Annotated in this window: 17 protein-coding genes and 1 riboswitch; of the genes, 11 read left to right on the forward strand and 6 right to left on the reverse strand. The window is 40.3% G+C overall.

Going from position 1 to position 23076, the window contains the following annotated elements; translation table 11 throughout:
* Window positions 1–38 precede the first annotated feature (38 nt).
* Window positions 39–2600, forward strand: a complete 2562-nt coding sequence (mprF, locus tag J9537_RS01115; protein WP_218256419.1) for a bifunctional lysylphosphatidylglycerol flippase/synthetase MprF — start codon at window positions 39–41, stop codon at window positions 2598–2600.
* Window positions 2601–2750: 150 nt separating this feature from the next.
* On the opposite strand, the gene J9537_RS01120 is transcribed toward mprF, so the two are convergent.
* Both J9537_RS01120 and J9537_RS01125 read right to left on the reverse strand, forming a co-directional pair.
* On the reverse strand, window positions 2751–4052 hold the full coding sequence (locus J9537_RS01120; RefSeq protein ID WP_002302440.1) for an ISL3 family transposase: 1302 nt from the start codon (window positions 4050–4052) through the stop codon (window positions 2751–2753).
* 126 nt (window positions 4053–4178) lie between these two features.
* Window positions 4179–4583, reverse strand: coding sequence for an Hsp20/alpha crystallin family protein (locus J9537_RS01125; protein WP_010747257.1), 405 nt, complete (start codon window positions 4581–4583; stop codon window positions 4179–4181).
* Window positions 4584–4782: 199 nt separating this feature from the next.
* Here J9537_RS01125 and ispE point away from each other — a divergent pair, with 199 nt between their 5' ends.
* The 9 genes from ispE to J9537_RS01170 all read left to right on the forward strand — a co-directional run bounded on the left by ispE (window position 4783) and on the right by J9537_RS01170 (window position 15709).
* Window positions 4783–5634, forward strand: a complete 852-nt coding sequence (gene ispE / locus J9537_RS01130) for a 4-(cytidine 5'-diphospho)-2-C-methyl-D-erythritol kinase (protein ID WP_218256420.1) — start codon at window positions 4783–4785, stop codon at window positions 5632–5634.
* Window positions 5635–5876: 242 nt separating this feature from the next.
* On the forward strand, window positions 5877–6845 hold the full coding sequence (locus J9537_RS01135; RefSeq protein WP_218256421.1) for a metal ABC transporter substrate-binding protein: 969 nt from the start codon (window positions 5877–5879) through the stop codon (window positions 6843–6845).
* A gap of 31 nt (window positions 6846–6876) precedes the next feature.
* Entirely contained in the window at window positions 6877–7557 is a 681-nt protein-coding gene (locus tag J9537_RS01140; RefSeq protein ID WP_010747254.1) for a metal ABC transporter ATP-binding protein, read from the forward strand.
* A complete protein-coding gene (locus tag J9537_RS01145; protein WP_218256422.1) occupies window positions 7530–8360 on the forward strand; it encodes a metal ABC transporter permease in 831 nt (276 codons plus the stop codon). Before J9537_RS01140 ends, J9537_RS01145 begins: the two co-directional genes overlap by 28 nt.
* Window positions 8361–8601: 241 nt before the next feature.
* Window positions 8602–9420: a pur operon repressor gene (gene purR / locus J9537_RS01150; protein WP_010747252.1), complete on the forward strand. Its 819-nt coding sequence runs from the start codon at window positions 8602–8604 to the stop codon at window positions 9418–9420.
* Between the two features lie 550 nt (window positions 9421–9970).
* Entirely contained in the window at window positions 9971–11338 is a 1368-nt protein-coding gene (gene glmU / locus J9537_RS01155; protein WP_218256423.1) for a bifunctional UDP-N-acetylglucosamine diphosphorylase/glucosamine-1-phosphate N-acetyltransferase GlmU, read from the forward strand.
* A gap of 97 nt (window positions 11339–11435) precedes the next feature.
* Window positions 11436–12407: a ribose-phosphate diphosphokinase gene (locus J9537_RS01160; protein ID WP_010747250.1), complete on the forward strand. Its 972-nt coding sequence runs from the start codon at window positions 11436–11438 to the stop codon at window positions 12405–12407.
* 149 nt (window positions 12408–12556) lie between these two features.
* Window positions 12557–14983 (forward strand): hypothetical protein, encoded by a 2427-nt coding sequence (locus J9537_RS01165; protein ID WP_218256424.1) that lies wholly within the window; start codon window positions 12557–12559, stop codon window positions 14981–14983.
* 6 nt (window positions 14984–14989) lie between these two features.
* Window positions 14990–15709: an ABC transporter ATP-binding protein gene (locus tag J9537_RS01170; protein ID WP_218256425.1), complete on the forward strand. Its 720-nt coding sequence runs from the start codon at window positions 14990–14992 to the stop codon at window positions 15707–15709.
* A 787-nt stretch (window positions 15710–16496) separates the two neighbouring features.
* Here J9537_RS01170 and J9537_RS01175 read toward each other — a convergent pair.
* Window positions 16497–17999: a helix-turn-helix domain-containing protein gene (locus tag J9537_RS01175; protein ID WP_218256426.1), complete on the reverse strand. Its 1503-nt coding sequence runs from the start codon at window positions 17997–17999 to the stop codon at window positions 16497–16499.
* Between the two features lie 170 nt (window positions 18000–18169).
* Between J9537_RS01175 and J9537_RS01180 the strand changes: the two genes are divergently transcribed.
* Entirely contained in the window at window positions 18170–18775 is a 606-nt protein-coding gene (locus tag J9537_RS01180; RefSeq protein ID WP_010747245.1) for a TMEM175 family protein, read from the forward strand.
* Between the two features lie 81 nt (window positions 18776–18856).
* Here the strand turns inward: J9537_RS01180 and J9537_RS01185 are convergent.
* The 3 genes from J9537_RS01185 to J9537_RS01195 all read right to left on the reverse strand — a co-directional run bounded on the left by J9537_RS01185 (window position 18857) and on the right by J9537_RS01195 (window position 22757).
* Window positions 18857–20277 (reverse strand): IS3 family transposase gene (locus tag J9537_RS01185; protein ID WP_376713219.1). Its coding sequence is split into 2 segments (ribosomal slippage): window positions 18857–19800 and window positions 19800–20277, totalling 1422 coding nucleotides; the frame shifts between segments, so codons are not numbered across the junction.
* A gap of 73 nt (window positions 20278–20350) precedes the next feature.
* Complete coding sequence (locus J9537_RS01190) at window positions 20351–21094, reverse strand: amino acid ABC transporter ATP-binding protein (RefSeq protein ID WP_218256427.1); 744 nt, start codon at window positions 21092–21094, stop codon at window positions 20351–20353.
* Window positions 21095–21158: 64 nt separating this feature from the next.
* Window positions 21159–22757 carry an ABC transporter permease subunit gene (locus J9537_RS01195; protein WP_010747243.1) on the reverse strand — a complete coding sequence of 533 codons (1599 nt, stop codon included), beginning with the start codon at window positions 22755–22757 and terminating at the stop codon, window positions 21159–21161.
* 125 nt (window positions 22758–22882) lie between these two features.
* Window positions 22883–23056, reverse strand: a riboswitch (Lysine riboswitch).
* Between the last annotated feature and the right edge of the window lie 20 nt (window positions 23057–23076).

The following is a 23076-nucleotide window of genomic DNA, read 5'->3' on the forward strand; positions in this document are numbered from 1 at the left end:
AAATAGAATACAAGAAAAGAAAGAATGGGAGTAGAAGGATGACGACTATCAGTCGCTGGTTCAAACGCTATGCCACCTTGCTGAAGATCATTTTCTTCGGGATTGTTTTGTTTTTCGTCGCAAATCAGGTGAAAAATATCGCCCACGGCATGAGCTGGCAAACCGTTTGGCAAACGATCAAACAACAGGATCAAAGGACATTATTAAGTATGTTTGGGATCGGCCTTTGCGGCGTTCTCCCCATGCTTTTATATGATCATGTGGCTATCACGACGCTGGAAGCAGCGGGCAGGCCGCATATGAATCGAAGAGAATGGCTAGTTTCAGCCTGGACCACAAATACCATTAATAATCTGGCCGGTTTTGGCGGAGTCGTTGGGGTAAGTCTGCGATCAAGCTTTTACGGGAAAGGAATGGAGAAGAAGAAGGTATTAGCTGTGATTTCGAAGATCGCTATTTTCATGTTGGCGGGTCTTTCGATTATGGCCTTCATCACGTCTTTAGATTTGATCTTCTTTCGAACGCAAAATCCCTTTGTTCGTTACCGGTTTTGGTTATTAGCTGGCGGATTCTTTGCGCCGATTTTATTTGTTTTTGTTTACGGACGCCGCCGCACGATTTTTAAAGAGTTTCGCTTAAAGCAAATCCTTGAGTTGTACTTAGCATCTTTAGGCCAATGGATAGGTGCTTTAGCTGTCTTTTTAATTGTAGGGTATCTCATGGGTGTGAAGTTAAACATTGGAGAAGTTTATCCGATGTTCGTAATTGCTACAGGCTTGGGAATGCTGACAATGGTTCCCGGAGGTGCAGGAACCTTTGATGTCATGATGATTTTAGGATTAGGGCATCTCGGATTGAATCAAAGTACCGCAGTTGTTTGGATCTTATTTTATCGAATCTTTTATTATTTGCTGCCCTTTATAACGGGGATCGTCATTTTCTTGACCAACACAAGTGTCAAAATGAATCGTTACTTTGATAATTTGCCGCGGCTGTTATCACAAAAAGTGGCGCATGTCTTTATGGTAAGTGCCGTTTATTTTGCGGGTATCATGATGATTTTGTTGTCAACGTTGACCAATTTATCGAATATTAGTCGGCTATTTCAAGTTTTATTGCCCTTCTCATTTGATTTCTTGGATCAGACACTAAATCTCTTGATCGGCTTCTTGCTGCTGGGGTTTGCTCGAGGCATTTCGCAAAAGGTGAAGCGGGCATTTTGGCCGACGATTCTGCTACTGATTTTTGGGATCGTCAATACCGTGGCGCGGACAGCATCGGTTCGCTTAATCGTGGTTTATCTAGTGATTCTGCTGATTGTTTGGATGTCTCGGAAGGAATTTTATCGGGAACGTTTTGTTTATTCTTGGGGAGCGTTGGCTTTCGATGGTATTCTGTTCGGCTTGCTCTTTATATTTTATGCAGTGGCAGGCTATCACAGTGGACAAATTTGGAGCACAGAACGCTTGTCAATGAAATATTTCGCCTTTCCATCAGAAGAGATTTGGTTCTCTGGGCTGATTGGCTTGATTTTATCTATTCTGTGTTTATCGATTCTTTATCAGTATTTGACGCAAAGCGAAACAAAGCTTGGGGCGCCTTGGGATGAAAAAAGGTTCAATTATTTGATTAGTCGCTATGGTGGGACACCAGCTAGTCATTATCTGCGGGTGTCCGGGTATCAGTATTTCTATTATCAAGAAAACGGCAATGATCAAATTCTTTTTGGCTTTCAAACGCGGGCCAATAAGTGTTTTGTTTTAGGAGACCCCGTAGGAAATCCGAAGAAATGGCAGGCGGCGACGTTTGCGTTTATGGAGCATGCCGATCGCTTGGGCTATCAGTTAGCCTTTTATAAAATCTCTGAAGACTATGTGCTGCTGTTACATGATCTTGGTTTCCATTTTGATAAGATTGGAGAAACTGGGGTGACAGATTTCACGGAACATAAGCTGGATGTTTTCTCTGATCGCTTTGAATTTAAGCGATTAACGAATGAAGGCTATCAATTTATTTATTTTGAAAGGCTTCCTGAAGAGGTATTTGATGAGTTGGAGGAGATATCAGATGAATGGTTGAATGGAGAAAAGGAAAAATGTTTCTCTGTTGGACGTTTTGACCGTTCTTATATTGAGACCAGCAATGTCGGGATTGCTCGAGATCCGCAGAATCGAATTGTCGGCTTTGTCACGGAGCAGCCCATCAACCAGGAAAAAGCTTCTTTTGATCTCCTGCGTTTTCGAAATGATGTTCCTAATGAATTACCGACGTTTTTAAAGCTTCATTTAATGGATGAGCTGAAAAAGCAAGGCTATGGGGAAGTTTATCAGGGGATGGCACCGCTAGCCAAGGTTGGAGAGACCTCTTTTGCCTTCTTAGGCGAACGAATCATGAACCTGATCTATAAATATGGCCATTCCATCTATGCCTTTCAACAAGTGGCGGAAGAAAAAACCATTTATGTCGATCAGTGGCGGCCGAGATATTTTGCTTATAGGAGAGATAGCAGCTTCCTGTTTTCTGCACTGCAATTATTGTTGCTGATCGGTCGCGGAAAAAACAAAGGTGTAACCATTTCAGAGGAAATGATCGAGCTATAAAAAGACGAGCCAAGTCTGAAGATTCTGCAAAAGTTAACACGTTTGCAGAATCTTCAGTTGGCTCGTCTTTTTTGGAATCAATCAGGCTCTTTGTCAAATAGGACTGATAGAGTGAGATAAGAACATCTAAGGTAGAATTCCTTTTCTACTTTAGATGTTTTTTGATTCATAGGTAATCAGATTATTTAGTAAGAAAATTCTGGTCTTCATTTTCCGAAAGCTTCGAAAGCCATAAGCGACTCGTTTCAATGCTTTGATGTGGGTATGCAGATTTTCTATTTTGGCATTTGAATAAGGCAATTCGAGGGCTAAACGAATGCCGGATTCATAGTTTATAAAAGCTTTTTTTATAGAATGCAGTTCTTTTGGAACGGAATTGGGCATCGTTCTTACAAGTTTAAAGAAAGTGTCCGCCTCTTTGTCGTGAAACGCTTGAAGAATTTCTTGATAGTAAAAATAGGCGATTCGTAATTCGTCAGAGATCGAAAGCAGACGATCCACCACTTCACTTTCGGTGAGATACGCCCAACCAAAATTGCGCCATTTGGTCCATTTGTCATAAACAAGCTTGTCCTGTCGTTTGATCAGAAGCCGAGACAACGCCTTTAATTGTCGATAATATTTGGCTTGTGTTGGATCGTTTCGATCAAAGCTTTTCATGATTCGTACGCGAATATCCTCAAATTTACGAATGAGATGTTTGACAATGTGAAAACGATCCACAACGAGTTTTGCCTTTGGAAAACATTCCTTTATCAGAGAGGCATAAGAAACATTCATGTCCGTCACGATGACCTTTACCTTCAATCGTGCGCGTCGTTCAAATTGCATAAAATAAGAAACGAGAGCCTTTTTCTTCCGTGAAGGAAGAATATCCAGTAATTTTCCAGTATCGCCATCCATACAAGAAAAGGAGTAGGGACCGACTTGATTTTTCAGTGAACGAAATTCATCCATTAATAAACAACGCGGTAACCAATTTCTTTTTACTTTTGTCATGGGGATCAGAGAAGCGAGTGTCCGAGAAACGGTCGACCAAGAAACTCCGCAATGCTTAGCGATTGTCGTCATTGCTTGTTTTTCCGTTAGCTCTTCTAAAATTTTATAGCGCACTTGTTTAGCGATAAAGCAGTTTCTATCGACAATGTAGGTATTCGCCGTAAAATAGGTGTGGCAGCCACGACAGTGGTAGCGTTGTTTCGCTAAAGCAAGATAAGTCAGTTGGTTCGCACATTTATTAAGTTGAATGAGCGATTTTTTCTTTCCGTTCTTAACGATCATGCCTTCATGATTCATCTGTTTACACAAAGGACAGCGACGAATTTCTTTACTTAACGTCGCAGAAACAACAAGACTCTTGATATTCTTAATGCTCTTCGATTCCACATTTGTGATGAAAATGTTTTTATCTTTGATTCCAAGTAGTAGTTTGATATGATGAAGATCAGGCATACAGAACGCTCCTTTGATTGTGTTGTGGTGATTCAATTCTAACGGAGCTTCTGTATGTTTTGTTTTTTCATGCTCAAAAAGGACCGATAGAATGATTTTCTATCAGTCCTAGAAATTATAGAGCCATCAATCAATCGTAATCGCTTTGCCTTTTCGTTCTTCGTATTCTGCTTTTGGCAGTATTAAGGTAAGAACCCCATTTTCGAATTTCGCATTGATTTTTTCTTCAATAATATCTTTTACAGCAAATTGACGATGGTAGGCACTACTGGATCGCTCTCTGCGAACGAATCGACCATCGTCTTTAACTTCGTTTTCAGCCGTGTGTTCTGCATCAATTGAAAGGATATCGTTGTTGTAATGAACGGAAATTTCTGATTTATCAAAGCCTGGCAGATCCGCTTTTACCTCATAGTGATCATCCAAATCGCGAATGTCCACGCTCATTTTTCGATCATCCCAAAACGTATTCATCAGCTTTCCAACCAAATCTTCTCCATCTAACCAATCATTTTTCGGTAGTAGATTCATACAGCTTCCTCCTAATTCGTAATGAATAACCTTCTGACAACACATAAATACATTACAGACCGATTCTTCTAACTTCATGGTAAAGCCTTAGGAGGAATTATTCAACTAATTTAGGGTGGCTATGCTAGAATGAATTATCTATACATTTAGGATGGGCTATGATAGAATCGTCTAGTGAAAAATTTGAACGGGTGAGAAAATGGAAATTATGGAGAAAGCCCCTGCGAAAATCAATTTGGGCCTCGACATTTTAGGCAAACGACCGGATGGGTTGCATGAGCTGGCGATGGTCATGGCGAGCATCGACCTAGCGGATCGTTTGTATTTGGAAGAAATTCCTGAAGATAAAATCATTATTGAGACCAACAAGGCTTTTTTACCCACGGATAAAAAGAATCATGTTTATGAAGCGTTGGAACTGGTTAAAGAACGCTTTGAAATAAAAAAAGGTTTGCGGGTTAAAATTCATAAAGAGATTCCCATAGCAGCCGGTCTTGGCGGCGGCTCGACAGATTCTGCGGCGGCTTTGCGTGCAGTGAATCGTCTGTGGGACTTGGGGTTGTCCATTGAAGAAATAGCTAGCTTAGGTGCCGAAGTCGGTTCGGATGTTCCTTATTGTGTCTACGGGCAAACATCCTTGGTTGAAGGCTTCGGAGAGAAGGTCACGCCGATTGCACCGATGCCCCAATGCTGGGTCGTAGTAGTGAAACCACGAATGAGTGTTTCAACACGAACGATCTTTGCGCAAATCGTCATGGAAGATTTGTATCATCCGGATATTGCGGCGCTTGTATCTGCGATTGAAGCAAATGATTATCAGAAAATGACGGAAAACTTAGGCAATTCTATGGAGGTCGTAACGATCAGAAAGCATCCAGTTATTCAGCAACTGAAGGATCGGATGCTGAAATATGGTGCTGATGCTGCAATGATGAGCGGCAGTGGGCCAACCGTTTATGCCTTGTGCCACAAATACTCACGAGCGAAGCATGTATTTAATGCATTGAAGGGCTTTTGTGAGGAAGTCTATCTTGTTCGCACGTTAAAATAGATCCCGCGGGGTCTATTTTTTGTGGAATGAAAAGGAATTGAAGCTCTTTATAAAATAACAATGTAATAAAAATGAACCGGATACAGGTTTTGCTCTTCATATGAATGGTATATCATCTATATTACGATTTAACAGCATTATTTTGAGTTAAATCGTAATTTTTACGTTTTAAGTTGACGGATAGAAAAACATTTGTTAAATTAATTCTTGTCTTAAAAAGAGAAGAGAAGGTGCGTATATAAATGAAGATGCAAAAAGGACTGCTTTTAATCGGAACTGTGTTACTATCAGTTTTGCTGACTGCTTGCGGTAGTCAAGAGAAGAAAGAAGCCTCATCTAATGATAAAATCCAAGTGATGACAACATTTTATCCAATGTATGAATTCACTAAGCAGGTAGTAGGAAATAAGGGGGACGTGGAATTGTTGATTCCCGCTGGAACAGAGCCTCACGATTTCGAACCTTCTGCTAAAGACTTAGCAAAAATTTCTGATTCAGATGTGTTTGTTTATAATAGTCCAGAGTTGGAAACATGGACAGACAACCTGACGGACACGATTGATACGAAGAAGACAGCGATTATCCAAGCCTCTAAAGAGATTACTTTAATGGATGGTGCCGAGCACGATCACGAAGAAGCCCATGAGGATCATGATGCAGAGGAACATGAAGAACACGGACACGACCATGAGTTAGATCCCCATGTTTGGTTAGATCCTGTTCTAGCGATCAAAGAAGTTGAAACGATTCAGGACCAATTAAGCAAAAAATATCCAGATGACAAAGCGGATTTTGAAAAAAATGCTGCGAACTATATCGAAGAACTAAAAACGTTGGACAAAGAATATCAAGCGGCGTTTAAAGATGCGAAGAACAAAACATTTGTGACACAGCATGCGGCCTTCGGGTATTTAGCGAAGCAATACGGGTTAACGCAAGAAGCAATTGCTGGTATTTCCCCGGATCAAGAGCCGTCTCCAAGTCGCTTAAGCGAGTTGAAGCATTATGTGGACGATCATCAAGTGAAAGTGATCTATTTTGAGGAAAATGCTTCTTCAAAAGTTGCCGAGACATTATCGAAAGAGACTGGTGTGAAATTAGAAGTGTTGAATCCGTTGGAAAGCTTAACGAACAAACAAATCAAAGACGGTGAAGATTACGTTTCTGTTATGCGGGAGAATTTGAACGCCTTGAAGGAAAGTATCCAATAACAGCAAAACAATGATTAAAGGAGAGACGAACATGTCGTATATCGAGGTGGAAGACCTTTCATTCTATTATGATAACGAACCGGTTTTGGAAAATGTTTCCTACCATGTGGATCCGGGGGAGTTCGTCATTTTGACTGGAGAAAATGGTGCCGCAAAATCGACATTGATCAAAGCGACATTAGGCTTATTAAAGCCTAGCAGTGGAAAAGTGACGATTGCGAAAAAAAATGCCCAAGGAACAAAATTGAGTATCGGCTATATTCCTCAGCAGGTAGCATCCTTCAATGCTGGATTTCCCAGCACGGTGCTAGAGCTAGTATCCTCCGGACGCTACCCACAAGGAAAATGGTTCAAAAAATTATCCCCCCGAGATCATGAGCATGTACAAAAGGCATTAGAGTCAGTAGATATGTGGAACATGCGCCATAAAAAGGTCGGCGAGCTGTCCGGGGGTCAAAAACAACGGATCAGCTTGGCGCGTTTATTTGCGAAAGATCCTGATCTGTTGATTTTGGATGAACCGACAACAGGGATGGATGAAAAATCTCGGAATGATTTTTATGAATTGTTGCGACACAGCGCTCATGCCCATGGAAAGAGCATTTTAATGATCACTCATGACCATGAGGATACGAAAAAATATATTGATCGGCATATTCGATTGGTACGAAAGGAGAATTCTAAATGGCGTTGCTTTCATATGAGTTCATGAGACGTGCCTTTCTAGCTGCGATCTTTATAGCAGGAATCGCGCCTATGCTAGGTGTCTTTCTTGTCATTCGTCGTCAATCTTTGATGGCTGATACGCTATCCCACGTTTCATTGGCAGGAGTCGCGCTGGGCTTCTTCTTAAACTTGAATCCAACAGGTACAACACTGTTAGTCGTTGTGATTGCTGCGATTATCATGGAATACCTGCAGAATATGTACAGTTCCTATTCGGAAATATCCATCGCCATTTTGATGGCGGCGGGTTTAGCAGTCGCACTAGTGCTGATGAGTTTAGCGCCTGGCAGTTCGGCGGTCAGCATTCAGTCTTATCTGTTTGGCTCGATCGTGACGATCACTTGGCAGCAGGTATTATTTTTAGGCATCTTGTTTGTTCTGGTAGGTATTTTGTTCTTGCTATTCAAACGACCAATGTATGTTTTGACCTTTGATGAAGATATTGCCGCCGTGGATGGGTTGCCCGTTCGCATGATGTCGATGATTTTTAATGTTGTCACTGGTGTGGCGATCGCTATTATGATTCCTATCGCAGGAGCTCTGCTGATCTCAGCGATTATGGTATTGCCTGCGGCGATCGGAATGCGCGTTGGCAAAAGCTTCAATATTGTCATCTTCGTTAGTGTGCTGGTTGGTTTTGTTGGCATGATCGGCGGACTGACGGGTTCGTATTATTTAGATACGCCGCCAGGAGCGACGATTACGCTTGGCTTCATTTTATTGTTTCTGATTCTTAATGGGATTCGTCAATTACGAATCCTGATTCAACGAAAACAAGTTCAAAAATAGAGGAAAGCGAAAGCTTTTCCTCTTTTTTTGTGTAATAATTAATAAATTCCGAACTTTTCGACTTTAAAACGAGAAAATGCTCGAATTTTATTGGCTAAACCCTTATAATGGGAAACGATAAATCAGAATCGGGGTCATGCGCGCTTCTTTTAAAGAAACGGTGCAAAAATCCGCGTTGAGAATCAAAATTATTTTTCCAAGTAAAAATGATTATACTAAATACGAAATAGGAGTGAATTACGTGAAAGTGCGTCGAAGCGAACGATTAATCGACATGACACAATATTTGTTGGATCATCCACATGACTTGATCCCATTGACTTTTTTTGCGGCCAGATACGGTTCAGCCAAATCTTCTATCAGTGAAGATTTAGCCATTGTGAAGAAGACCTTCAAAGAACGAGGAACAGGCTTCTTAGAGACGATTCCTGGAGCAGCAGGTGGAGTTGTCTTTACGCCGAGTATCACGGATGAAGAGGCGCAAGAATATATCGGTTCTTTGGCAGAACGTTTGTCAGAAGAAGATCGGTTGCTGCCTGGCGGCTACGTGTATTTATCAGATATGTTAGGCCAACCCGACTTGTTACGCAAGGTCGGTCGAATTATTGCGGCTCAATACTTAGATAAAAAGGTTGATGCAGTCATGACTGTGGCCACAAAAGGAGTGCCGATCGCCCAAGCGGTCTCTTATTATTTGAACGCACCTTTTGTGATCGTTCGTCGGGATTCGAAAATTACCGAAGGGTCAACGGTCAGCGTCAATTATGTGTCAGGTTCTTCTGAACGCATTGAAAAAATGGAATTATCAAAACGCAGTTTAAAACGCGGCTCGAAAGTTCTGATCGTAGATGACTTTATGAAAGGCGGCGGAACCGTCAATGGCATGAAGAGTCTGATCGAAGAATTTGAGGCGGAGCTTGTAGGGATTACAGTCTTTGCGGAATCTAAATTTAAAGGTGAACGCGCGATCGACGACTATAATTCATTATTATTTGTACAGGATGTCGATACAAGTACAAAAACCATTTCGGTCGTACCTGGCAACTGCTTCGATAAATAGATGAAAGAAATGCTACGCTGTTTGGACTCTCCCGAATTTTTAATGGAGAGTCTAACGGGCTAGCCTTTTTTGCGTCTGGCTAGTAAAATGGGATAAGCGTTTAAAATAGCAAGAACTTCATAAATGAAAATCCATTCTACAATCCAGTAGAATGATATACGGAATGAACATCAGAGATAATTTTTTTTAGAAAAATTATTTCATTAATATGAATGAGGATGTCAGTTCTACTATGTACTTTTAGTTCATTAGTAGAATGATATACGTGTTGAGAATCAAACTCATTTTTCTTTTTAGAAAAATGAATACATTAAAACGAAATAGGATGTCAGTTCTACTATGTATTTCTAATTCATTAGTAGAATGATATACGTGTTGAGAATCAGACTCATTTTTCTTTTGAGAAAAATGAATACATTAAAACGAAATAGGATGTCAGTTCTACTATGTACTTTTAGTTCATTAGTAGAATGATATACGTGTTGAGAATCAGACTCATTTTTCATCTGAGAAAAATGAATACATTAAAACGAAATAGGAGTGACTTCTTTTGGAAAATCGTTATGCGATTATTTTAGCGGCGGGTAAGGGAACTCGCATGAAATCAAAATTATACAAAGTGCTGCACCCAGTGGCGGGAAAACCAATGGTGGAACACATTATCGAACGAGTGGTTGAGACACAGCCGACAGATATCGTGACTATCGTAGGGCATGGTGCAGAAATGGTCAAAGAGCAGCTAGGCGAACGCAGTCAATATGCGCTGCAGGCAGAGCAATTAGGAACGGGCCATGCCGTGATGCAGGCCGCAGAATTCTTAAAAGGCAAAAAAGGAACTACTTTAGTTATCAGTGGAGACACTCCTTTACTTACGACGCAAACATTAAACAACCTGTTTGATTACCACCAAGGTAAAAAGGCCAGTGCGACGATCCTAACTGCTCATGCAGAAGACCCAACAGGCTATGGCCGTATTTTACGTGACCATGTTGGTATCGTAGAAAAGATCGTAGAACAAAAAGACGCGACACCAGAAGAAGCGCGTACGCAAGAAATCAATACTGGAACCTATTGCTTTGACAACGAACAATTATTTGCAGCATTGGAAAAAATCGGTACGAATAATGCACAAGGTGAATACTACTTAACTGACATCGTTGAGATTTTAAAAAATGATGGACAAACAGTGGCGGCCTATCAAACAGAGGATTTTGAAGAATCCTTAGGGGTAAATGATCGGATCGCTTTAGCGAATGCGAATGAAATCATGCGTCGCCGGATCAACCGTCAGCATATGGTTAACGGTGTAACCTTTATTGATCCTGCAACCACTTATATAGATGCGGGTGTCAAAATCGGTTCTGATACCATCGTTGAACCTGGTGTGCAGATCCAAGGAAATACCGTGATCGGTTCCGATTGTATTATCGGTGCTCACTCAAAAATCGTTGATAGTACAATTGAAGACAATGTGGAGATCACCGCTTCTGTATTAGAAGAATGTATTGTTCGTAAAAACGCGGATGTTGGCCCGAATGCACATTTACGTCCACAAGCGGATATTGGTGAAAATGCTCATATTGGTAACTACGTGGAAATCAAAAAAGCTTCTATTGGTGAAAACACTAAAGTGGGTCATTTGACCTATGTGGGTGATGCGACGCTTGGAAAAGATATCAACGTTGGCTGCGGGGTAGTTTTTGTCAATTATGACGGCAAAAACAAGCACCATACCAATGTCGGAGATCATGTCTTTATTGGTTCTAGCACGAATATTATCGCACCAGTCAACATTGCCGATAACAGTGTAACAGCAGCAGGCTCAACAATTACTGATGATGTCGCTGAAGGTGATATGGCTATTGCTCGCGCTCGTCAAGTCAACAAAGAAGGTTATGCTAATCATCTGCCTTTTTAAGGGAATTCTCTTGATTTCTTAAATGGAAATGACTAGTATTTTATTTGAAATGGTATATAATCGGTAACGTATGCTTAAAAAGAAAGTGGAGGTCCCCATGTCGAAACATTATTTTGATCCAAGATTGAAAATTTTTGCTTTGAACTCAAATCGTCCCCTAGCTGAGAAAATCGCTGAAGAAGTTGGTGTTGAATTAGGAAAAAGTTCAGTTACCCAATTTAGTGATGGTGAAATTCAAGTAAACATTGAAGAAAGTATTCGCGGTTGTCATGTCTATGTCGTTCAGTCAACAAGCAGTCCAGTAAATGATAATCTGATGGAACTTTTGATTATGATCGATGCTTTGAAACGTGCGAGTGCAAAAACAATCAACGTCGTAATGCCTTATTACGGGTATGCCCGTCAGGACCGTAAAGCACGTGCACGGGAACCAATCACTGCTAAACTTGTTGCTAACATGATTGAAAAAGCTGGCGCGACTCGTCTATTGACGCTAGATCTACATGCTTCACAAATTCAAGGATTCTTTGATATCCCTGTCGATCATTTGATGGGTGCACCATTGATTGCCGATTATTTCTTAGAAAAAGAAATTTGCGGAGATGACGTTGTGGTGGTATCACCTGACCATGGTGGGGTAACACGCGCTCGTAAATTAGCTGAATTCTTAAAGGCGCCGATTGCGATCATTGATAAACGCCGTCCAAAAGCGAATGTTGCTGAAGTAATGAATATTATTGGGAAAGTCGATGGCAAAACATGTGTGATTATCGATGACATGATCGATACTGCCGGTACGATTACGTTAGCTGCCAACGCTTTAAAAGAAGCTGGTGCGAAACAAGTCTACGCTTCATGTACCCACCCTGTCTTATCTGGACCAGCAATGCAACGAATCCAAGATTCAGCCATTGAACATTTAGTTGTAACGGATTCAATCTACTTATCAGATGAACGAAAAATCGATAAGATTGATGAAATCAGTGTGGGTGAATTAATGGGGGATGCGATCAAACGTATCCACGAAAATAAACCAGTCAGCCCATTATTCGAAACACATAAAAAATAATTGATTGATTCACTAGGTACTCTCCGTAGGGTACCTAGTTTTTTTATGCTAGATTCATTTTTTGGCAATGAATTATTTTCTAACAAACGCTTTCAGCGTGTTCCTATTCTGCTATGATGATAGATAGAAGAACAGTGCAGGAGGGCATTATGCAAAAGCGAATGAATGGGATTTCCCTGGTAGCCGGCTACGGGATGTTAGTGATCGCGCTATTTTTTAAAATAATCGGCGGCGAACAGCAGCGATTCAGTTTAATAGGAGCTTGGTTTCGCAGCTTGATCAGCGGAGATTTTCTACATTTTTGGCGGACAGGCTTTTCTTCTGGAATGGGTGTTTTAGTAGGGACAGCAATGTTTTTATTACTAGCCATCATTTATATTGCCGATGCTGTTTTAATCACCTGTCAGCGAAAGCTGTCTTTTTTGGACGCTGTTAAATCAGCGTGGCTCTATTTTACGATGTTTTTCTATTTTATCTTTATTCAATTTTACACAAGTAGTATGTGGTTGGTTCTATTCTTGATTGTTGGTGCGATGGAGTTCCTGTTGAATCGGTATTTAGAGGATAAAATCGCGCGTGACCAGAAGTATGCGGCGTCACAAAAAGTTGAGAAAGCCTACAATGAGGATCGTAAGCGACGTTTAGCCTTTCCTGGTAAGTATCCGCCAGAGTTTCACCAAATAATTCGAAAAAATTTTCGTTTTTATCATAAGAATTACGTGCTGCTGATTTTTGCTAACGCGCTGGTATTTTTTTCACTGATCATTCTTTTCTTTACGTATCGTGATTTTAGTGGGATGCATACACAGGAATCTATCTTTGATAAGACGGGACTGCTACGTATTTTTATCGAATCAGGCGGCGTTCTTTTATTATTGTTATTGCTATTTCTAACGTTCATGGACGGGTTATACGTTGATTTTAAGGCAAAACACATGGAATTGTTTATCCAGCTGGGCATTCGGAAACGAACCTTTTTAATGATGCTTTTGGAAGAATTCGGCTTCTGCGCCTTAACGGGAATTTTGCTTGGGGGCACCATTGGGTTAGTACTTACTAGAGAGTTTGCAAGCTTTGGTTGGGCTCTGCCGCTTTATGCAGGTTTGGTCATTTTGGCGATGGCGTTCCATCAAGAAAAAATCCTTCGTTTAATTCAGTTTAGACCACGGGAACAAGCCAAACCGGATCAGCCCAATCAACGCTGGAGTCCGCTGTTTTTATTGGCGGGTCTGATCATGTTAACCATTACTTTTTTGTGGTTCCATCGGCGGAAATCGGCAGAAACATTATTAGTAATTGCAACACTGATCGCTGCCCTATGGGGACTATTCCTTGGCGGCGGTGGGCTTTATGTGAAACAGAGGCGGGGAAAGACCGACCTATTACTTTCTCGTAATGATTTATTTTATCGATTCCATAAGAGTATCAATGTTTTAACATTAGCGACCCTGTTGAATGTTTTAATAGTCGGCTTCTTTTTACCGCGGCTAGTGACATTTCAACAAACGACTGTGGAAAATTTATTTCCTTACGAGGTGGTTGCAAAGGTGAAGCAGCCAGAAGTTCAGCAAGTGGAAGGAATATTGACTCGAGAGAAGGCATTGTGGAAAAAGTACCCATTTTTTTCAGTCACTTCTATAGATGGTGATCCAGAATGGGAAACTTTCGGTACCAGTCGCCCGGTGATGTTTATTCAAGGACAGCATATCGGTATTTCTGAGACCACTTATCAACAGTTGCGACAGGCCACCGAGTTAGAAAATCATCCACTAGATTTAAAAATGGGGCAATGGCATGTGGTTTATCAACAGGCCATCAGTATCCGCGCACAGCCGATCGATTGGGATCCGCAAAGTGTGCGGCCGCGTTTGCGAATCGGAACCCCATTAGAAAGCTATAATACAAACAATGTCGACCTGATTTTTCCTATGCGAACTATCAAGAGTCAAGAACGCTTGATACTGACTGGAATGTTTCAACGGGGGTTACAAGAAAATATTCTTGTTTTTTCAAATGATGAATTTGAAAAACTGACAAAAAAAGAAAATCCGCGACAATTATTTCTGATTAATGGCGATAAAAGCATCCTTCAATCATTGACTTTCTTGAAGGATACTTATCTTGAGGATAAACGTTGGGATGCCACGATTGAGCCGATATATGAGCGAACACAGCGACGAGACAATGTGGTTACTGAAAATTATCTGCAGGTCTTACTTTTGATCTTCACGTTAGCTATCTGTATCTTCATGAATGCAGGAATACTCGTCGCAAAATTTGAGAGTGAGCAGGGTCTGCTGATTTCTCGAAGAAGACTATTGGATCAATTAGGGATGAGAGGAAAAGAACAGCGAAGGGTTTTGAAAAAACAGGTAAGCTTCTTTATTGTGCTGCCAATAGTTGCTGGATTACTGGTGAGTGTTGTTTTTATTAGCATTATGGGTACGCTACGCTTCTTTTCAGTTGGAGAATGGCTGGAATTTGGTCGATTATTCTTAATGGATTACAGTGTTTACTTAATAAGCTGGGGAATCATTGGGGCATTGATTTATCGCAGAATTGAAAAGTGGAGGTAACGAGACATGGAGCCTATTATCAAAGCTTCTGACATTACTAAAAATTATGGCCGACAAGAAGTGCTCAAGGGGATCAATTTGGCCATCAACTATGGTGATTTTACTTGTATCATGGGGCGTTCAGGCTGTGGTAAGACGACACTATTAAAAATCTTAGGACTGATGCATCCGCCAACTACAGGGGCGGTCATGTTTGAAAAGCGGGCGACCCATGAATTATTTCCTGATGAAATTTCTGATATCCGCAGACGGAAAATCGGTTTTGTTTTTCAAGATTTTAACTTAATGGAAAGTATCACTGTTAAAGAAAATATTCTTTTGCCGGCAATTTTGGATAAGCAGGATACGAAAAAGGCAGAGGAGCGGATGAGTCCGTTTTTCAAAATTTTGCGAATTGAACATTTATTAGCGAAACTTCCACATGAATTATCTGTCGGTGAGAAACAGCGAGCCGCCATTTGTCGCGCCCTTATGAATGAACCACAAATAATTCTAGCGGATGAGCCAACAGGAAACCTAGATAGTAACGCAGGAGCAGAGGTCATTAAAATTTTTCAACGAATCAATCAAGAGCTAGGGATTACGATCGTTATGATTACTCATGATAGTAAGGTCGCTCAGGCGGCGAATGAGGTCATTTTTTTAAAGGATGGACAAATCTATGATCGATTCAGCAATAGTGTCGGCTCAGAGAGTCAGATCGCAGAAAAAATGCTGGAAGTCTAATCGAAGAAAAAGAAGCGTACCTGAAAAAAGGAACGCTTCTTTGTTGTGTTCATGGCAAAAAAAGAGCTCATCGGTGGGTGGCCGATGAGCAAAGGAGTTAAAAAATGAAAAAGTGTTAGGGTTGTTTGTTGGTATGCTTATATAATAGCAACTAGTTGTGAATTATTTGTGAACGAAGCTTGGCAGAAAAATAAAAAAAGTAGGTCAAAAAAAAGATGACAGAACTTTATTTTTTATAAAAAAAAAGGAGCTCATCGGTGGGTGGCCGATGAGCAAAGGAGTTAAAAAATGAAAAAGTGTTAGGGTTGTTTGTTGGTATACATATATAATAGCAACTAGTTGTGAAAAAAGTGTGAACGATGATTGTTCGAAAATTAAAAAATCTATAAAAAAATTGAACAATAATTAACGGAATAATTTATTCGTCTTTATTTTTATAAAAAAAGGAGCTCATCGGTGGGTGGCCGATGAGCAAAGGAGTTAAAAAATGAAAAAGTGTTAGGGTTGTTTGTTGGTATGCTTATATAATAGCAACTAGTTATGAATAAAATATGATGAAAGACTAGCGAAACCATTAATTTTATAAAAAATAAAGCTCACTTATATACATGTATAAGGATAATTAACGCTGTGATTAAAAAAATTTGAATGAATCAACGATAAACAATAAAAATGAAAGTTGTTCCTATTCGATTTTTATAGATAATTGGATGCAGAGTCTTTATTGTTGAAAAGCTAGGACGGATTCTATAATAAAGAAGCAGGAGCGCATCGCTCCTGCTTCTTCTTATTCATACACTCGATTTTTCTTGTCGTAAATATTCCGCAGCTCCAAATAAAGTGGAACCAACTCGTTTTTTGTATATGGAAAATCAAGCTGATACAGCTGAATATTTGGTTTTTCCTTTTTCAGTAATGATGAAGAGCTAATAATCAAATCATAATCATCCTTCAAGGATACGTCGTAAGGTTCTGCATCGATAAAACGCAAATCCTCTAAGAAGCGATACAAATCTCGGACAAAAATCGCATTGTGTTCGAGAGCGATGCCTACCTTCAAATTTTGAGCATAAGGAAATTGATTGAAATAAGGCAGCAACAATCGTTTAAATGCTCGGGTAATCATTGGATGAACAGAACTGATAAAACTATAGGATGGATTGTCCTTATTCATCTGCATAAAGTTTTGGATATTTTGATACAAAATATATTCACCGCGAGTTTGCTTTTCATTAGGGTCCATGACTAGTTCAATAATACTTGGAAATGGCTGACGGAAAATAAAATAGCCAAAGGTAATATTTAACATGTTGGCGACAATCAGCGGGTCATCCATGACGGTAGGCCGATCTGGGAAGAGCGCCTTTTTCGCGAAATTACGAAATTCAGTCACAAAATCGTTGACCGGATTTGCTCGTACTTCAAAGTCATGAATCGTTTGTTTCATGCTTTGATCATCACGAATCGTGTAGAATGGGGAATAGTGAGCTAGGAAATAAATAAAGCTAGATTCGCCCTTTAACTGTCGTGTGGTCATCGGAACATCCACTAGATCGCGTAATGAAGTAAAGTCGTAATAAGGATTGTCCTTCATTAAGAAATTATAGCGGGGATCGTATTTAACAAATTTCTTATTATTGACACGAGTCAAATTAATACTGGTGAACAATTTAATTTCTTGTGTGCCAAAATAAGTTCGTGATAGCGGAAAATAGTCCTTGTAAGTATCAATGATTCGCGTTAATTGTTGCTGATCAACATTGATCGGGCATTCGATTCCTCGAGTTCCCAGCCATAGAAGATTGAAAAGAGCTAAGCGAATCAACCGTTCGTCTCCTGACATGCCGGCTTCTGTATATGTAAAGCGAATATTAAATCGTTTCAAATGTTTCTTTAGCTTATCGATTTTTCGAGAAACTGTGGAACGACTCACAAAATATTTCTCACAAAATTGTTCAATTGTTGGATTTTCTTCATTCAAAAAGTATAACATGAACTGGAATGGGACAGCCTGCTGGAGTAAATGGTAACGATATTCATCAACAGTAGCATTAAGGTTTTCCAAATTTACTTTTCCGGCACGCATCATGATGGTTTCGTGGTTCGGTCGGATTTCTGCCAATTCTTGATCTATTTCATTTAGTTCGATAACGCTTTGTTGATAATTTAAATCCATATCTTCTGACAATTGGCTAATTGCAAGCACTTGTTTTGTGGATTGGTTTAAATATTTGAAGATATTAAAACGCAAGAGGAGCGACGCATCAAACATAAGTTCCTCATATAACATCTGTTTTCCTCCTTTATTAAATTAGGCGATTAATCTGAATTTTTTTAAGCATATTTCTCCTATATTGTACTTTATTTACAAAAACCTGTCAGTTATTAACTGGTAAAAAGTGAGTAAAATTATATAGAGAAAAACAATTTTCATGCTATTCTAAGAAAGAAGGTGAAAAAATGACAAAGTCACGTTTAGAGGCATTTACAGACGGAGTCGTCGCGATTGTTTTAACGGTTCTGGTATTGGATATTCAAATACCAGATGCGCCAACTTTGGCTTCTTTACTAAGTATTACGAATACATTATTTGCTTACGTGGTTAGCTTCATTTTTGTTGCAGTTATCTGGGTAAACCATCATCGGATGATGCAAATGGCAGAAAAGATTAATTATCGTGTTATTTGGGCGAATATTTTTTGGTTATTTTGGCTAACTTTATGCCCCGCAGTGACGAGTTGGGTAGGTCGTAATCCTGACCATTTTTGGCCTGAATTTTCCTATGTCGTCGTCTACACGATGTGGAGTTTTTCCTATGGGATTTTATCGAAGCAAATCATCAAAGCGAATGCTCCAGAAAGTCATGTAGTGAAGGTTTTGAAAAGAGATCAACGAAGCAAATTATCCATGATCATCAATTTGGCTGTTTTAGCAGGAGTCTTCTTTTTTCCTTCCATCGGTATCTTTGGACGATTTTTGGTCTCTGGCATTTGGATTGTTTCCTATCGTAAAGCCGATCAATACTATCAAAGAATCATTGGCAAAAAAAATCACGACAGAAGTTGAACACTTTGAAGTGACCCCAAAAAGTTAGACTTATTTCGGAGTAGAGAAATCTACTCCGTTTTTTGTTTGTTAACATGGCAATTACGCCGCTTTCTGTGCAGCTTTTCGAAATTGAACAGGGCTTTTCCAATTCAATTTCTGTTTCATCCGGTGATTGTTGTAGTAATAGATATAGTCATCAATCGCCGTTTTTAGTTCATCAAAACTGTGATAGGTTTCCCCATGAAAGATTTCTTGTTTTAGAAGACTGAAGAAGTTCTCCATGATTGAATTATCTAAACAATTTCCTTTGCGAGACATACTTTGAAAGATTTTCTGTTTCTTTAGTTTTTGCCGATAGGACTTCATTTGATAAGCCCAACCTTGATCAGAATGGAAGGTGCGACGATAGGGGCAATCAGCCGTGATCGCGATCGCTTCTTCTAAACCTTCCATAATTGCCAAGGCATTCGGCTTTTCTGAAATGCGGTACGAAAGAATCTCGCTATTATACATGTCCATGAACGGGTCTAGGTATAACTTTCTTTGTCGGATCACGCCTTTGGTATCTATTTCAAAATACTTGAATTCTGTTGTATCTGTCGTAATTTTTTGATGACAAATACTCGTATAAAAATGACGACGAATCCGGTTTTTCGCCACTTTTCCAATCTTTCCTCGATAAGAATTATAGCGACGTGATTTACGTGTGTAGGAACGGACTTCGATCCCTAGCTTTCGAATCAAACGTTGAACTTTCTTTTTATTGACATGAAATCCGCGATTTTTTAGTTCATTCGTCATTCGTAAACAGCCATAATTTTTATGTTCTTTACGAATACGAAGCATTTCGGCTTCGATTCCTTGATCGGGATTGTCTCTGTCAAATCGTTTTTGCCAGTACATAAACGTCGCTTTAGGAAAGTTTAACGTCTCAAGAAGCTCAACTAATTTGAATGATCCTCGGAGGCTGTTGATGATTCGTGCGATTGATTCGTTCGTCTTTGTTGGGCTTCCTGTTTTCGCAGCTTCCTCAGCTCTTTTAAAAAGGCATTCTCAATCTGAAGGGAACGCACTTGTTTTTCTAATTCTTTAATACGGTCTCGTTCTTCCGGTGTTGACTCAATTGAACGCTTCTTTTTCTGTTCTTTTTTCTCAGCCAAGGTAGATGGACGTCCTTTCGTTTTTGTGAGTCCATCGATACCATCATCCCGAAATTTTCTCATCCAACTGGCAATGAGAGACGGATTATTCATTTTAAGTACATTGGCAATTTCACGATAAGACAGCTCACTAGTTTGATATAACTCTATCGCATCCAACTTAAATTGAACAGAATAATTCGCATTTTTACGTTTTCTGAGAAGACCTTCTTCGCCAAATTCCCGGTAGGAATTCACCCAATCTAGTATTTGTTTCCTATCCTTAACCGAATGTATCTTTGCTAAATAGCTATAACCTCCTTTCCCATCTAAGTATTCTTGAACGACTTTCAATTTGAATTCAAAACTATATTTAGCCATAAAAAGTACCGACCTCCAAGAGTTAGATTTTGGTCTAACTTTTGGGGGTCGGCTCACTTCCGTCGTGATTTTTTTAAGGTTCTGGATGCAGTACACGATGTAGAAATTCTTTGGTTCGTGCTTCTTTCGGATTGCCGAAAATATCATCTGGATGTCCTTCTTCAGCGATGACGCCTTTGTCCATGAAGATCACACGATCTGAGACTTCTTTGGCAAAAGCCATCTCATGAGTGACAATCACCATTGTAAGGCCGCTTTCGGCTAATTTTTTCATGATTTGCAGCACGTCACCGACCATCTCTGGATCTAAGGCAGAAGTGGGCTCATCAAACAGCATCACTTCAGGGTTCATGGACAGAGCACGGGCAATTGCTACACGTTGTTTCTGACCACCGGAAAGCTGTGCTGGTTTCGCGTCAATAAAGCGATCCATGCCAACTTTTTCTAAATTTTCTAATGCGATTTTCCGAGCCTCTTCTTCTTTACGGCCTAAAACGGTGACCTGACCGCTCATACAATTTTGCAAAACGTTCATATTATTAAAGAGATTGAAGGATTGGAAAACCATGCCTAGATGTGTACGGTATTTTGGGAGATTATAGCCCGGAGCTAAAACATTCTCTCCTTGATACATGATTTTTCCATCTGTTGGTGTTTCTAACAAGTTGATGCAACGAAGGAAGGTTGATTTACCAGAACCTGATGCACCGATGATCGTTACAACTTCTCCTTTGTTGACGTTCATGCTGATATCTTTTAAGACGAGATTATCGCCGAAACTTTTTTTCAAATGTTCGATTTCAATGATACTGCTCATAATGATCCTCCTTGGATAAGTATTCTTTCATAGTAACAAACTGCGAAAAACGTATAGAAATTTCCTATTTATCCTCACCAACAGCTACATCTACATCGTCTAAACGGACATAAGCGGAGGGACCATCCATCTTTTTCTCTACCGCTCGTAGGATACGTGTGGCCGTGAAGGTCAATACGAAGTAAATCACGCAAATAATGAAGTAGGTCTGGAAGAACATGTAGTTTGTACCAGCCGCTGATTTCCCTTGGAAGAACAATTCAGAGACAGAGATGATACTCAATACAGAGGTATCTTTAATATTGATGACTAATTCGTTTCCGGTTGCTGGCAGGATGTTTCGTAAAACCTGCGGTAAAACGACTTTACGCATTGTTTGCCCGTGGGTCATCCCGATGGCATGAGCAGCCTCGAACTGACCTTGATCAACAGCGAAGATTCCGCCGCGGACGATTTCAGACATGTAAGCACCAGTATTGATCGAAACGATGAATAGCGCAGCTGCGGTACGATTTAAATCAATTCCGAAGGCCATCGCGATTCCATAATAGATAACCGCTGATTGAACAATCATTGGGGTACCGCGGAAAATTTCGATATACGCATTCAGCAGCCAGCCAAAGATTTTTTGCAGACCACGTTTTGCACGGTTGTCCGATTCTGGAATCGTCCGGAAAACGCCCACTAATAAACCAATTAAGGTACCAACAGTCGTACCGACAATCGCAAGGAGTAAGGTCATTCCTGTACCGCGAAGAAACATCGAACCATTTTGTTTTAAGATACGAACAAAGACATTTTCCTTTTTACCTGAAGAGCTTTGTGTTTCGTCAGTCGCTGGCTGGTCTTTGATGGCTTGATCCATGATGTCAACACGTTCATCTTGTGGAATTTCAGCTAGGATCTGATTGACTTGTGCCATATCAGAATCTCCTTTGCGCATCCCCACAGATACTTGTACATCTTCAGGATTGGTTTGGAAACCATCGGCTTTATCAAACTCAACCATTTTTAAATCAGGGTTGACACTTTCAGCGGTCACCCCTTCAGGTCGTTCACTGACATAGCCATCGATGGTTCCAGATTCCAAAGCGACGCGCATCGCTGGAAAATTATCCATGGCTTCCTGTTTGTTTACGTCAGGGATCTGAGGAATGACATCATAATGGAACGTGCTCAACTGAGCGGTAATTTTTGCGCCAGCAAAATCCTTAATTGAAGTTGCTTTTGCATACTTTGTATCTTTACGAGTGACGATGACTAGTTGAGATTCGTAATAAGGATCAGAAAAATCGACTTCCTTCCGGCGTTCAGCCGTCGGGGACATTCCGGCGATGATCGCGTCGATCTTGCCAGATTGCAGTGCAGGGAGTAATCCGTCCCATTCGGTTTTTACAATGACCAGTTTGCGGTTCATCTTATCAGCGATTTTTTTCGCCATTTGAACGTCGTAGCCTCCGGCGTAAGCCTTGTCTCCTTGGATTTGGACAGCACCGTTCCGGTCATCTTTTTGTGTCCAGTTGAAAGGAGCGTAGCCGGCTTCCATGCCCACGCGTAATTCTCCTTCAGGGGTCTTTTCATCTGCCCGAGTGACTAGCGGGGCTCCTAGAAATGAAATAAATAAGGCAATGAGTGCGATAACTGAAAATTTTCTTCTATTCATAATTTCTCCCTTTCTTGAAATCACGAGATTGGGTAAGGGCTGTCTTTGAAAATCTGCAACAAAAAAAGCCGCCGATTTGTGTATAAGGCCGCTTGCAGATAATAAGAAGATGATGTTCCCTCTCACAAAAACATAGCGCAACTTAGCATCACTGCTAAGACAGTCCGCAAGTTATTCGCTTGCGTCCCAACGTACAAAACAAAGAGAATTTTGTACATTTCGGCGAAACTTCCTAGACCTATTTCAACGTGTCTCTGCACTCCATAGGGTTAATAAGGTTCGCGACCTCTACCTCATTGTTCTGAGGCATCTCGTATTC

It is taken from the genome of Enterococcus raffinosus (assembly GCF_019175485.1).
Taxonomy (GTDB): domain Bacteria; phylum Bacillota; class Bacilli; order Lactobacillales; family Enterococcaceae; genus Enterococcus_A; species Enterococcus_A raffinosus.

What these genes read in the sequence shown, in the direction of transcription:
- J9537_RS01180 (WP_010747245.1), top strand. Translation starts at nt 18,170, where the DNA reads ATGACAAAGTCACGTTTAGAGGCATTTACAGACGGAGTCGTCGCGATT.
- J9537_RS01140 (WP_010747254.1), top strand. Translation starts at nt 6,877, where the DNA reads ATGTCGTATATCGAGGTGGAAGACCTTTCATTCTATTATGATAACGAA.
- J9537_RS01135 (WP_218256421.1), top strand. Translation starts at nt 5,877, where the DNA reads ATGAAGATGCAAAAAGGACTGCTTTTAATCGGAACTGTGTTACTATCA.
- J9537_RS01145 (WP_218256422.1), top strand. Translation starts at nt 7,530, where the DNA reads ATGGCGTTGCTTTCATATGAGTTCATGAGACGTGCCTTTCTAGCTGCG.
- J9537_RS01170 (WP_218256425.1), top strand. Translation starts at nt 14,990, where the DNA reads ATGGAGCCTATTATCAAAGCTTCTGACATTACTAAAAATTATGGCCGA.
- J9537_RS01195 (WP_010747243.1), bottom strand. Translation starts at nt 22,757, where the DNA reads ATGAATAGAAGAAAATTTTCAGTTATCGCACTCATTGCCTTATTTATT.
- J9537_RS01160 (WP_010747250.1), top strand. Translation starts at nt 11,436, where the DNA reads ATGTCGAAACATTATTTTGATCCAAGATTGAAAATTTTTGCTTTGAAC.
- J9537_RS01175 (WP_218256426.1), bottom strand. Translation starts at nt 17,999, where the DNA reads ATGTTATATGAGGAACTTATGTTTGATGCGTCGCTCCTCTTGCGTTTT.
- mprF (WP_218256419.1), top strand. Translation starts at nt 39, where the DNA reads ATGACGACTATCAGTCGCTGGTTCAAACGCTATGCCACCTTGCTGAAG.
- J9537_RS01125 (WP_010747257.1), bottom strand. Translation starts at nt 4,583, where the DNA reads ATGAATCTACTACCGAAAAATGATTGGTTAGATGGAGAAGATTTGGTT.
- J9537_RS01120 (WP_002302440.1), bottom strand. Translation starts at nt 4,052, where the DNA reads ATGCCTGATCTTCATCATATCAAACTACTACTTGGAATCAAAGATAAA.
- ispE (WP_218256420.1), top strand. Translation starts at nt 4,783, where the DNA reads ATGGAAATTATGGAGAAAGCCCCTGCGAAAATCAATTTGGGCCTCGAC.
- J9537_RS01165 (WP_218256424.1), top strand. Translation starts at nt 12,557, where the DNA reads ATGCAAAAGCGAATGAATGGGATTTCCCTGGTAGCCGGCTACGGGATG.
- J9537_RS01190 (WP_218256427.1), bottom strand. Translation starts at nt 21,094, where the DNA reads ATGAGCAGTATCATTGAAATCGAACATTTGAAAAAAAGTTTCGGCGAT.